Origin of the sequence: Mycoplasmopsis pullorum (genome assembly GCF_001900245.1) — a bacterium.
Taxonomy (GTDB): Bacteria; Bacillota_I; Bacilli_A; order Mycoplasmatales; family Metamycoplasmataceae; genus Mycoplasmopsis; species Mycoplasmopsis pullorum.
Genome location: NZ_CP017813.1, coordinates 919362 through 933398, shown reverse-complemented (window position 1 = coordinate 933398; position 14037 = coordinate 919362). Strand labels below are relative to the sequence as shown.

At 28.7% G+C, this 14037-nt stretch carries 11 protein-coding genes; all 11 read left to right on the top strand.

Annotation, left to right across the window (positions count from 1 at the left end):
* Complete coding sequence (locus BLA55_RS03795; RefSeq protein ID WP_073372098.1) at window positions 1–1203, top strand: ABC transporter ATP-binding protein; 1203 nt, start codon at window positions 1–3, stop codon at window positions 1201–1203.
* Window positions 1203–1835: a hypothetical protein gene (locus tag BLA55_RS03790; RefSeq protein ID WP_073372097.1), complete on the top strand. Its 633-nt coding sequence runs from the start codon at window positions 1203–1205 to the stop codon at window positions 1833–1835. The genes BLA55_RS03795 and BLA55_RS03790 overlap by 1 nt, the downstream gene beginning before the upstream one ends.
* Window positions 1836–2033: 198 nt before the next feature.
* A complete protein-coding gene (locus tag BLA55_RS03785; protein ID WP_073372096.1) occupies window positions 2034–2696 on the top strand; it encodes a GntR family transcriptional regulator in 663 nt (220 codons plus the stop codon).
* A gap of 177 nt (window positions 2697–2873) precedes the next feature.
* The gene (locus tag BLA55_RS03780; protein ID WP_073372095.1) at window positions 2874–4895 is read left to right on the top strand and encodes an alpha-amylase family glycosyl hydrolase; all 2022 of its coding nucleotides are present in this window, start codon (window positions 2874–2876) and stop codon (window positions 4893–4895) included.
* Window positions 4882–6531, top strand: coding sequence for an alpha-amylase family glycosyl hydrolase (locus BLA55_RS03775; RefSeq protein ID WP_073372094.1), 1650 nt, complete (start codon window positions 4882–4884; stop codon window positions 6529–6531). Before BLA55_RS03780 ends, BLA55_RS03775 begins: the two co-directional genes overlap by 14 nt.
* 3 nt (window positions 6532–6534) lie before the next feature.
* Window positions 6535–8901, top strand: a complete 2367-nt coding sequence (locus tag BLA55_RS03770; protein WP_073372093.1) for a glycosyl hydrolase family 65 domain-containing protein — start codon at window positions 6535–6537, stop codon at window positions 8899–8901.
* 1 nt (window position 8902) lies between these two features.
* Window positions 8903–9580, top strand: a complete 678-nt coding sequence (gene pgmB, locus BLA55_RS03765) for a beta-phosphoglucomutase (protein WP_073372092.1) — start codon at window positions 8903–8905, stop codon at window positions 9578–9580.
* Between the two features lie 16 nt (window positions 9581–9596).
* Window positions 9597–10484, top strand: a complete 888-nt coding sequence (locus BLA55_RS03760) for an ROK family protein (protein WP_073372091.1) — start codon at window positions 9597–9599, stop codon at window positions 10482–10484.
* 741 nt (window positions 10485–11225) lie between these two features.
* Window positions 11226–12479, top strand: coding sequence for a hypothetical protein (locus BLA55_RS03755; RefSeq protein ID WP_073372743.1), 1254 nt, complete (start codon window positions 11226–11228; stop codon window positions 12477–12479).
* Window positions 12480–12853: 374 nt separating this feature from the next.
* Window positions 12854–13063 (top strand): hypothetical protein, encoded by a 210-nt coding sequence (locus BLA55_RS03750; RefSeq protein WP_073372742.1) that lies wholly within the window; start codon window positions 12854–12856, stop codon window positions 13061–13063.
* Window positions 13044–14006: a hypothetical protein gene (locus BLA55_RS03745; RefSeq protein ID WP_073372741.1), complete on the top strand. Its 963-nt coding sequence runs from the start codon at window positions 13044–13046 to the stop codon at window positions 14004–14006. Before BLA55_RS03750 ends, BLA55_RS03745 begins: the two co-directional genes overlap by 20 nt.
* Window positions 14007–14037: the final 31 nt, after the last annotated feature.

Sequence of the window (14037 nt, the reverse complement as noted above, 5' to 3'; positions counted from 1 at the left end):
ATGTTTAAAAATAAAACAAACGATATGAATCTAGCAATTGATAATGAATTTAATTTTGAACAACTTGATTTAGACAAAATGCTGAATGAAGTTGGTGAAGTGACATCAAAAAATAATGGTGCACACATTAAATTGGTTAATTTATCAAAAAAATACGAAGGTAATGAAAAGTATACTTTAGAAAATATTAACCTTGAAATTAAACCAGGTACTTTCTGCATCTTTTTAGGACCAAGTGGATGTGGTAAAACAACTTTATTAAGAATGATTGCTGGACTGAACTCAATAACTAAAGGTGATTTATTATTTAACGATAAAAGATACAACAATTTACTTCCTAGTGAACGTAATATTGCCATGGTCTTTCAATCTTATGCTCTATATCCACACATGAATGTGTATAACAATATTAGTTTTGGACTAAAAATCGCAAAAGAACGGAAAGATGTAATCGACCGTCGTGTTAAAGACGTTGCTAAAATTCTAAAAATTGACGAATATTTATACCGTAAACCACGTGATTTATCTGGTGGACAAAGACAACGTGTAGCAATTGGACGTGCGATTGCACGTAAACCGTTAGTATTCTTGATGGATGAACCACTTTCAAACTTGGATGCAAAACTAAGAGAAAGCATGCGTCGTGAAATTGTTGCAATCCACCGTATGCTTAATACCACAAGCATTTATGTTACTCACGACCAATTAGAGGCCATGACGATGGGGGATCAAATCGTGGTATTTAACGATGGAAAAATTCAGCAAAGTGGTACCGGAAGGGACTTATACTTTAAACCAGCTAACGTATTCGTAGCTAAATTCATCGGTTCACCAACAATGAATACTTTTAAAGCGACTGTTAAGGATGGACAAATCATTTCTGAAGATGGAAAAATTACTTTGGCTATTCCCCAAGATGTGGTTGGTAAGGTTCACCAAAATCAAGAATTGGTGATTGGATTTAGAAGTGAAGATATTAAAATTTCCAAAGAAGCAATTAAAAATAGTTTTGCAGCAAAAATTTCAAACATTGAATTAATCGGTAAAGATCAATTAATCGCTTGCAGCATTAGTGAGGAACTAGAATTGATTATTAATGCAAGTAATAGCGAAGAATATGTGTTATATTCTACAATTTACATCAGTTTTGTCGAATCAAGAATCCACATTTTTGATGCTAAAACTGAAGTTCGGATTAATTAATGCTCTCAAAATTATTTCACTCATATACCAAACGAAAAATTTTATTAATTCTAATTGTTATTTTTAGTTGTATTAACATTGCTTTATTAACTATTCTTTCTGCAAGATTTTGAGCTCGAATTCCAGTCGAAATTGAATGATTAAAACAAGGTTACTATAATCCAGAAACCTTTAGCACACCGGAATTAATCGAAGAATCAGTGTTAGAAAACTCAACAACTTATCAATTAAGATATGTTTTCCTTGGAATGTTTATTGTGCTACAAACCAGTTTTAGTATTTGTATTTTAATTAGTGTAATTAGTTTATACTTACTATTTTCAAATAAATCAAATGCTGAATTTCTATTTAATTCACTAATTAGTTTATTTGGATTTATTTTCGCTGTAACCTTTTTCTTGATTGCACTCAAACCAGTCGAAGCGAAACGGACAGCCATATTTGAATTAAATGGTACCGAATCTTATTATAAAGATATGTTAGCATCAATTTCATACACCGAAGGATGAATCGTACTTTTTAGTTCATTTTTCTCTTTAGTCATTTCTGTTATTGCAAAAAAATCGTATGGATACGTAACAAATGACTTTATCTTGAAAAAAGCGTTTCGTGAAGATATCTTAAAATCTTAAAATACAAAATTATCAAAACAAATCAAAACACAAAGTTTTTTAATTAAATTTTGTGTTTTTTTTATTTACTGTCCCTACTGGGGACGATGAGGATTTGTTGATTTGGTATCTTAGCTAATTGATAAATTACCATAAACTTTTGAGAATTTGAATTTCCAAGTAGTAAAATATTCAAAAATTAAATATAATAATAAAATTATGTCAAAAGAAATTAAAAAGACTCAAATAGTTATTGACTATTTAATGGATTTAATTAAAACCAAAAAAGTTCCAACAAATCGAATAATGCCAAGTGAACATGCTTTAATGGCTAAATTCGATTGTTCACGTAGTGTTGTAATTTCTGCTTATAATAAACTCGAATCATTAGGTGCGGTGTACTCAATCAGTAAGAGGGGACACTTTGTTGCTGAAAATTTTCATAATTTAATTAAACCTTTAGGATATATGCTTGGTGCGGACTCTGAACGTGGTTGAGAGATACAAACTGACCAATTACCTGAATGAACTGTTGAAGATAACATTATTTTTATTCAAGGATTTCGTTTTTTTGAAAAAGAATACTTTTTGAATCAAGAAATGATTGCCAAATCAGAAATTTATTTATCAAAGAAATATTTAAGAGATGATCAAGTTCCAAATCTAAATCAACCACTCTTAGACTTATTAAACGACCAAAACGGAATTAGTAATATTGTTTATAAATTAAAATACGAAAAAATTAAATTATATGATCGCGATGAGTTAGTTGTTGTATACTTTTTTGGTTACGACGATGAAAGTATTTCAATTGCTGGTAAGTATTTTATTAAACCGGAAAACTTCATTTTCTTTCATCAAGAATTTTCAGCAAAACAATAAAGTTTTACCACAAAAGGATAAATCTGAAAAATTTTCCATTTTTTTAAATCATTAAAATCTAAAAACGCTATAAAATAGCGTTTTTTTATTATTTTTTCTTTGTATATAACATTTGATATGTCAAGAAAAACGCGTTTTTTCTGTTTTGTTTTACATAAAATATAAAATTTAATAGCTATGAATTTAATTGGAAAAAATGATGATTTTTTTAAAGAATTTGATGAAATTCATTTTTATGAAAAAGATGATTTAGGTGTTCATTTTGTTAATGAAAAATTAGTCATTAAACTTTGACAACCAATTGCAAAAAAAGCCGAAATTTTGATTTATCCAGACTATGAAAATGAAGATAATTTTGAAGTTTTTGAAATGAACTTTAATAAACCAGTTTGGTCAATTGAACTACCAAAAAAATACTTAAATTATTATTATCGTTATCGAATTACTCATCAAGATTCAACAGTGACATTAGCATTAGATCCTTATTGCATTAGTTTAGCACCTTTTAATTGAAAAGGACAAGAAAACAAAGTTGCTTTAGGAGCTATTTTACCTTTTGAAGTTGAAAATTTACCAAAAATTAAAAAATTAGAGTCAGCTTTAAATAATGGTGTTGATCCACTTGTGTATGAGTTAAATATTCGTGATTTTGCCCCAGCTGGGGACGGTTTAAATTCAACCTTTAGTACTTTAGCGGACAATAAAGTTTTTGAATATTTAAAAGAATTGAATTTTACACATGTGCAATTTTTACCAATTCAATCTACTTATACAATTAACGACCTGGGGACACGTTTTATCCCAAAAGGGGAAGCTCAAGGATGAGTGACCAATTATAATTGAGGTTATGATCCGCACAACTATTTTAGTATTAATGGATTTTACTCAACTAATCCCAAAAACCCTCAAGGTCGCATTAATGAATTTGCCAACTTAGTGGATAGTGCACACAAAAGTGGTATTGGTGTGATTTTAGATGTTGTTTATAATCACATGATGACAAATTCAATTATGGACAATATTATCCCTGGTTATTACTTTAGAGATAATGCTAAAGTAACGCCAGTTAATTTACCACCTTTAGCCTCACAAAGAAAAATGGTGCGTAAGTTAATAATTGATAGTTTAAAATATTTTGTCAAAACTTTTGATGTTGATGGTTTTAGATTTGATTTATCTTGCTTTATTGATGGAGACACTTTAGCTGAACTTTCTCAAGAATTACGAAAAATCAAACCTAATATTGTACTTCACGGTGAAGCGTGACCATTTAGTGATTTACCATTTGAAAAAAGTTGAATTAAAGGTACTAAAGGTAATGATTATAAATTCGCATATTTTAACGATACAATTCGCGATGCTATAGGTGTAAATGAAAATGATTCAACACAAAAAGGCCTGATTATCGAACATAATCAAAACCAATTTTTAAGATATGTCACTTCAGTTACTGGGAATATTAAAAATTATGACTGAAATGATATTCCGCATAGTAATAGTGAATATGATGTTTTTGCAAATGATATTAACATCACACTTTCGTATAATGCTTGTCATGATGGATTAACATTGTGAGATAAGATTATCACACAAGGAAAAGAATGAAGTTTTGAGCGTTGTATCGAAGCTTACCGTCAAGCCTTGATTTTAACAACTGCAACACAGGGACGTAAGTTGTATTTAGCTGGTACAGAATTAGCTCAGACTAAACCACTTGATATTTCTGGTGAAGAAGTCCACCGGGGACACAAAATTGTTAGTTATGACTTTTTTAACCTTAAACCAGATTATGATATGGTTCAGTCAAATTCTTATAAAACAAGTGATTACACTAATGAACTCAAATGAAATAATTTAAAAAATCCAATGATTAAAGAATTAATTTTCGAATTCTTGAAACAGTTAAATGAATTTAGAAATTCAACACCTTTCTTTCGTTTAGACATGAATGAAAAAATTAACAATTCAGTTAAGTTTAAGCTAGTAGATATCGAACAAGGGATTTTGATTTTTAATGTTAGCGACATTGCTGGTGAAGTTTTAGTAGCACACAATTTTAGCGACAATGATTTTAAATACAACTTTAATAATTACAAAGTTTTATTTAATAGCAAAATTAATCCAATTGATTCAAAAGAAATTTTAGAATCGCATTCATCATTAATTTTATTAAAGGAGCATTCTGATGAAAACAATTAAATTAGAGGATAAAGTAATTTACCAAATTTTTCCTAGATCGTTTTATGATTCAAATAACGATGGAGACGGTGATTTAAAAGGTATTACACTTAAACTTGATTACTTACAAGATTTAGGAATTAATGCAATTTGATTATGTCCAATTTACAAAACTAACTTTGTTGATGCAGGATACGATGTATTGGACTATAAAAGTGTTTGAAAACAATTTGGAACACTTGAAGATTTTAAAGAGTTAACACAAGAAGCCAAAAAAAGAAATATTGATATTATTATGGACATTGTGTTAAATCACGTATCAAATGAACATGAATGATTTAAAAAAGCCTGTGAATCAGTAGAAAATGTCGAACATAACTACTTTATTTGACGTGAAAAATTAAGTGAATTCGAAGCTAAAGCGACAAGTATTTTTGGTGGTAATGCTTGAGAATATGTTCCGAGTGTTAATAAATATTACTTCCATTTATTTGCAAAAGAGCAAGTTGATTTAAACTGAAATCATCCAGATACAATTAATGCAATCAGCGATGTGATTCAATTTTGATATGACTTAGGTGTTAGAGGTTTTAGATTAGATGCAATTAAACATGTAGCCAAAGATTTTAAAACTGTTGAAAATAACCCTGCTTTTGCTTGATGTGACGGTGCAGTTGAATCGCTTAGAAAATTCAATGAAATTGCTTTTAGTGATAAACCAGATGCATACGTACTTGGTGAATCAAGTGGTATCTCTTATGAAGAACTTTTAAAATATGGTGATGGACCTGATAAAGTTGCTGATAATTACTTTAACTTTGCTTGATGATGAATCGGATGAGGTCGTAAAACCGGACGTAATGGATATGATGCAAATTGAAATTATCACGAATTTGTTTATCAACAAAAACCATTTCAAGAATCAACTAAAGTTAAACCACATATGATTACTAACTTCTTATCAAATCATGACACTTCTCGCAGTGTTTCAAGATGAGGGAATGAAACATTTTTTAGAAGTCAAAGTGCTAAAACACACGCTCTATTTTTAATGATGCTTAAAGGTGTACCTTGCATCTATTATGGTGAAGAAATTGGTATGTTAAATACTGAATTTAATGCTCGTAATGAATTTAGAGATGTGGACACTTACAATGCTTTTGAGAATTTTGTGGACAAAGATAAAACTTACAGCGAAAGTGAAATGTTACTTTATTCAAACATTAACTCACGTGATGCAGGTCGTGTGATTATGCAATGAAATGACCAAATTAATTCTGGATTTAACAAAGGTGAAGAAACTTGAATTAAATTAGGACGTAGTAGTAGTGAAATTAATGTTGAAAATGATCTAAAAAATGCAAATAGCATCTTGAATTTCTACAAAAAAATTATTAAAATGCGTAAGGTTGATTTCCATGACTTAATCGTGTATGGAGAAGCAAAAATTGAATTGCAAAATGACGGTTCAATTTTATTAACCAGATTTGCACAAGACACTAATAAAGTCTTAAAAGTGCTAATTAATATGACTAATAAAGAATTAAATTTAGAACAAGAAATTGACGGAAATCAAATTTTATCATCATATGAAGATAATAAACTAGTAACAAATGTTTTAAGACCATATGAGTCAATTCTATTAATTAAGGAGTAATAAATGAATTTTTTAAAGTATGATACCTTAAATAAAACTATTTCACAAGTTAAATTTGATCCAAAAGTAACTGGTAAAACTGAAAGTATTTTTTCGCTTGGTAACGGTTATTTAGGGATTCGTAGTGTTGATGAAGAAAAAGCGATTTACAATAAAGAAGACTTTTTTGTTAATGGTATTTTTAATCGTGACACTAAAAAAGAAGTACCTGAATTAGCTAATTTAGCTGATTTAATCCAAACACCAATTTATCTAGATGGAGAGAATTTTCAAGTATTAAAAGAAGATAAATATACTAAAACACTTCACATTCGTGACGGAGTTTTAGTGCGTGAAGTGGAAATTGTTCGTGAAAGTGGACGTTTCTTATTAACTTTTGAGAGATTTGTATCTCAAAGTAACAAAAACGTTTATGCTCAAAAAATCAAAATTAAAGTTTTAGAGTTATTCGCAAAAGATCAAGTTGAAGTAATGTTGCAACCCGGGATTAATGGACAAGTTACAAATACTGGGACACAACACTTTGAAGAGGGACTCAAAACTAGACCAACCACAGAATCGTTGAAAATGGTCCAAAAAACGACAATTTCAAAACGTGTAGCTGTCCACAACTTAGTAACTAAGTTCTACAAAAACGGAGAATTAATCAAAGGTGGAAATGACGATTATGTAATTGACATTCAACGTCGTTATATTTTCTTTAAAATCAAATCAAAAGCCAAAGCTGGGGATGAATTTGTTTTAGAAAAATTAATGTCAGTTAATACCAGTGTGGACCATCATTCACACTTATTAGTAGAGCCAATAGTATTAGAAAAATCAGATCAATTACATGAATTTTTACTTTCAAGTAGCTATGACAAATTAAAAGTTGAATCAATTCAAGAAATGAATAAGAAAGTTTGAAATCAATTCTTTGTCGAAATTGAAGGTGATGAAGAAAGTAAAATGGATTCTTTAGCACTTGATTTTAGTATTTTCCACTTAAATAACTTTGTACCAAAAGAATCAACTAATTTAAACGTAGGGGCTAAAGGTTTATCTGGTGAGGGATACCAAGGTCACACTTACTGGGACACTGAATTTTTTATCAATCCAAATTATTTATTTACTGATCCTAAAGTTGCTCGAAACTTACTTGTTTATAGATTCAAAGGTCTTAAAGGAGCACGTGCTAAAGCGTATGAAACCAAGGAAAGACTTGAAGAAAGTAAATTGCTAGGAGCACAATATCCTTGAGAAATGGCCTGACCAACTGATGGAGAAGTGTGTCCATACTGGGGACAAGCAGACGTAGTTAGTGGTGTGCAAGTTCCAATTGCTTCACGTAGACAAGAAATTCACGTATCTTCAGATGTTGCTTTTGCAGTTAACCAATACTACAATTTCACTAATGATGACGTATTCATGGAAAAATATGGTTATCAAATGATTATTGAAACTGCTGTGTTCTATTCTAATCGTGCTGAATTACAGGAAAATGGTACCTATGAAATTCGCGACGTTATGGGACCAAATGAATATAAAGGTAATATCGATAATAATGCTTTTATTAACTATATGGCTAAATTTAATATTGATTTAGCACTTGAATACATGAGTAAATTGAAAAAAACTCGTCCACATTTACTTGATAAAATTATTAAACAAATCCCTTATAAGTTTGATGTTGCTAAAATGAAAAAAGTATCAAAACACTTGAAGCAACAAAAACCAAATCAGGATTTAATTATTGCAGAAAATGATCAATTCTTATCTCTTCCTTTAATTGATGTGTCTCCATTCCAAATGTTAGGGGACGCTGGTAAAAAACTTTTTAGTACTCAAGAAGGACACAAAAGACTATGTTCACAATTAGTTAAACAAGCTGATGTGGTACTTTTAACAAGTATTTTTCCTGAGTCGTTCACTTTAGAAGAAAGAAGCAAGAATTTTGACTATTATGAAGCAATTACCACACACGATTCAAGTTTAAGTGCTGCAACTTATGCAATTGAAGCGGCACGTTTGAAAAAAATCGAAAAAGCATATGAATTGTTTAAATATGGAATTAATGTAGACTTTGGACCTGCAATGCACACTTCTAATGCCGGAATTCATGGCGGAAGTTTAGCAGCAATTTGACAAATGATCGTTTTTGGTTTTGGTGGTTTAACTTGAAGCAATAACAAGGTTTCATTAAATCCTAATTTACCAAAAAACTGGACTTCACTGAAATATCGCGCAATGTATCAAGGTGTAACTTTTGAAGTGCATGTTACTCAAGATAAATTAAAAATTAAAACTTTAAGCGCACACAAAGAATTAAAACTTATGATTAAAAATAAAGAAGAAATTATTAATAATATAAGCAAGGAGTTTAGTCTTTAATATGCAAATTAAAGGTATTTTATTTGACGTAGATGGAGTAATTACTGACACAGCTAAAATTCATTATAAGTCATGAGCTAAGGTGGTTAAAAAAATTGGAATTGACTATACTGAAGCTGAAAACGAAAATTTACGTGGATTACCAAGAATTGATACGCTTAAAGAAATTATTAAATTAAAACAACCACAAGCAACTTATGAACTAGAATTTTTAAATTCGCTTGCTCATGAAAAAAATGAGCTTTATGTGGAATTATTAAAACAAGAATTAGATGAAACTTATTTATTACCAAATATTAAAAAATTCATTATTGATGCCAAAAATAAAGGTATAAAATTAGCAATAGCATCAAGTAGCTATAATGCACCTTTTATTCTTAAAAAGTTGAACGTCTACGATTATTTTGATGCAATTGTAAATCCTGCAAATGTTGCTAAAGGTAAACCGGCTCCAGATATTTACATTCAAGCCTATGAACTAATCGGAGTTCCTAAAGAAGAATGTATTGGATTAGAAGATGCAGTTTCTGGTGTAGAATCAATAGTCGGAGCAGGTGTTAAAGCAATTGCGTTTGACTATCACTCAGGAGTTGATTTCTCTAAAGCTTCATTAGTTTTACACGATACTAGCGAACTTAATTTAGACTCGGTGATTAGTTACTTTAAAAACATCAATTAATAAATAAGGAGTAACAATGAATTCAGAAAAATATGCGGTGGTTGATATTGGTGGTACTAACACGCGTTTCGCCTTAGTTAAGGACTTAAAAGTAATACATAAAGAACGTTTTAATACTGATGCAAATGATCCGATTAAGACATTAAACAATTTAGTTGAATTAATTAAAAAACACGAAATTACTTCATTAGCTTTATGTATCCCGGGTCCGGCTGATTATGATAATGGAATTGTATTACATTCCCCAAATTTAGCTGGATGAAGCAATTTTAATGTTAAAAAATTTTTATTAGAAAATACAAAGATTAACAAAATTGTTTTTGAAAATGACGCTAATGCAATGGCTTTAGCAAACCACTATCGTTTTAAACAAAGTGATAAAGAAATTACTCAATTTTTTACAGTCAGCACCGGTTTTGGGGCTGGTTTAGTTATTAACAACCAAATTTTTTCTGGTTTTAATCATTTAGGTCAAGAAATCGCTTACATTCCCCTAGGGGACAAAAAAGAATTCGGATTACACTTACCAGCCTTATCTGCTGAATTATTCGTTGGTGGTAATGGGATTGTTAAGCGTTATGAATATTATTCACAACAAAATAAAACAACTAAAGAAATTTTTGATTTAGCAGAAAATAACAATCCTTTAGCTCAACAAATTATTAACGAGGGGATTGATGTTTTAGCAAAGACAATCGCAACCACACTCGCTTTTATTAATCCATCAGTCATTGCTTTTGGTGGTTCTATTTCTTTAAAAAATAAAACATTCGTACAAAAAGCAATTGAAAAAGCTGCGGAGTACACTGAAGAAAATCAATACAAAAGTGTTCGTTTTGTTTTTGATGAACATGGTGATGATTCAGCTTTAATTGGGCTCGATTTATTAATTAAGCAAATTTAAAATACAAATCACATTAAACTAAGACTTTATTTTCTAGTTTGGTGTGATTTGTATTTTTGTTCTTCTTTCGTTTTGTATTTCTCAAATACCCTTATACCAAATTAGGTCTTATCGAGATTAAAAACGAAAACCACTATTAAATAGCTATATTCATTTTTATGTAAGTCACTGAATGATGTAAACCAATTTTGTTGGACGCAATAGTGATTGACAACTTGATGAGATATACAAAAATCTATTTACTCATCAGATATAGATTATTTAGCTTGACCAAGATGATGATAAAATGAAAAGACTTCACACAAATGAAGTCTTTTTTAATTTTAAATTATTCAAAATCATCAGCAATTTTTGTTTTTGACTTAGATTGATTTGATGTAAAAATAACTATCACAACCATAAAAACGAATGAGCGATAAGCACAAATAATAAATAATATTAGTGTTTTATAGTGTATATGAAAAATTTTCATATTAGTTCAATTTTTTAGCAATATTTTTTTGGTTTTTGACTTTTAATACTCGTTATATATATATATATATATATAATTAAAATGAAAGGTAAATCAAAATAAAATTATTGATTTTGTTTTTGAGTTTTTCGCATATACCAAACCTTTCTAAAATTACGAAAAAGTAAGTTTATTAAAACGAATATGCAATTCATTCAATCTTTAACTAAATAAAAGGAGAATATTATGAAAAAATACTTTTATTAACTCTTGCTTCTTCACCTATTTTTATGATACCTATTTGTGTCGCACAAAAATGTACTAAAAAAGAAGAACCTGTTTCAGAGAAATCTAAAGAAGATGTTAAACCTGAAAAACCAAAAAATGATAAGCCAGATACTCCAAAAGAACCTGTTTCAGAAACACCTAAGGAAGAAGTCAAACCAGATACTCCAAAAGAACCTGTTTCAGAAACACCTAAAGAAGCAGAACCAGACAGTCCAAAAGAACCTGTTGAAAATCAACCAAATTCTACACAAGATTCTGAACCAGAAAATAAATGAAATCCTTCAAAATCAAAAGATAATAAGAATCAAAAGATTAAAAATAAATTGTTCGAAAAACTTATTAAAACTCTAGAAAAACGTTATCCAGAAAGTTATGATTGATCTAAAGCTAGTGAAGTTGAAATTGCAAAATATCTAGTAAGTAAAGTTTTCTATGATCAACAAAAATATTCAAGTACTCATGGAAAATTAAGTCTCAGTTTAGAAACAAGAATTTCAAAATTATTAAATGGTGCTGATGTAAGTTTTAGCAATCGTGTATACAACGTAACAATGGTAAACAAAATATCACTTAGAATTGATAAAGTTTTTGAATTCTTAAGACAAATAAAACAAATGAAAGGTAAGAAACTTCATTTTTACTTTGAATATTCTGGTACACTCCTAAGTACAAATAATCAATTCGATTGAAAACAAAATATTACTTTAATGATTTATTTTGAAAATACAGAATTACCAAAAATTTCATCATTCAATGAAGCAGAACAATTATTTAAAGAATCAAATCTTTCACATATGGAATATGACACCAAAGTTGAAAATAATACATTATATGAACAACCATACGAAATGGTAGTTTTCACTTTTAATAGTCCAAGTGAATATAAAAATGCACTTATAGAATTAAATTCTCTTTTTGTTAGTTTAGGTGTCAGAAGAAAGATTCCTTACAGATTTAAAATTTGATCTAAAAAACTAGATTTTGAAAGTGAAAATTCTATCTCTATTACCGACACATCAAAAATGTCTTGATATAATGCTAAATGATCGATTGGTATTAACATTAGTTTTTTTGAAGGTATTAAATTAAAGGACATATCAGTAGCTTTTTCACTTCGAAAATACCAATATGTTGATAAATTTATCCAAACTAATTTCATTTGAGATATTAAGGGAACATTTGTTTTAAATCTATACAAAAAATCTATTTACTCATCAGATGTAGATTACTGAGCTTGACCAAAATCATGATGATAAAACAAAAAGACTTCACCATAAATGAAGTCTTTTTTAATTTTTGATTTAGATTATTTTATCGTTGAAAAAATAAAATTTGACCATTCATTTCAAGACGCAAATAAATAAGGCATACAAAAATTTTATTCTCAATAGGATATATGAAAAAAATTTCATATTAGTTAAATTTTCTTTGCAATATACTTTGGTTTTTAACTTTTAAGGTTCATTTAAAATATAATTAAAGTGAAAGGTGAATAAAATAAAATTCTTTTGTTAATTGTTTTATGATTCATTTTATCATATACTAAAACCTTTCTAAAATTATAAAAAGTAAACTTATTACAACAAATATTCAATTCATTCAAGTCTTAGTTGAATGAAAGGAGAAAAGTATGAAAAAAATACTTTTATTAACTATTGCTTCGTCTTGCTTTTTCATGTTACCAAGTTGTGTTACAGAAAAATGTGCTAAGAAGGAAGAATTTTCTGAGGAACCACCAAAGTTCTCAGATGATTTTCCTACATGACCACCCTTTATCGATCGGCCATGGTATGAATGAAATCCTGAAAAACCAAAAGATAATGAGAAATCAAAAAAATAAAAATACCAGCTATCTAGAAAAACGTTATCCAAAAGAATATGATTGATCTAATGCTAATGAAATAGAAATAGTAAAATACCTAATTGGTAAAAATTATCATGATCAACAAGAATATTCAGTAGATAACTTTGGAAAGTTAAATACTAGTTTAGTAACAAGAATAAATAATTTATTAAATGTTTCTAATATAAGCTTTAGCAATCATGTTTATAACACAACTATGTTACACAAAACAATACTCCGAATTGATAAAGTTTTTGAACATTTAAGACAAATAAATGAAATTTATAAGGAACAAATTAAAGATAAAAAAATTCATTTTTATTTAGATTATTATCGGCCACATCAAAATAAACACAGAGAATATGATTACACAAAATTTATTAGTTTAACAATTTATGTCGAAAATTCAGGATTACCAAAAATTTCATCATTTAAAGAAGCAGAACAATTATTTAAAGAATTAGATCTTTCACATATGGAATATGATACCAAAACTGAAAATGATACATTATATGAACAACCATATGAAATGTTAATTTTCACTTTTAATAATCCTAATGAATATAAAAATGCACTGCAAGAATTAAATTCACTTTTCTCAAATTCAGGAATTACAAAAAAGGTTCCATTTAGATTTAAAATCTGATCGGAAAAATTAGATTTTCAAAGTGAAAAATCTGACTCTATAACTGATACTTTAAAAATGTCTTGATATGACGCTAAATGATCAATTGGTGTTAATGCGAGATTTCTTAAAGATATTCCTTTAAGTAATTGATTATTAGTTTTTCCTTTTGAAAAGTGTCCTCACATTGACGAATTTATTCAAACTAATTTTATTTGACTTTATCATGATGGAACATTTCTTACTGATTTGTACAAAAAATCAATTTACTCATCAGATGTAGATTACTGAGCTTGACCAAAATCATGATGATAAAACAAAAAGACTTCACCACAAATGAAGTCTT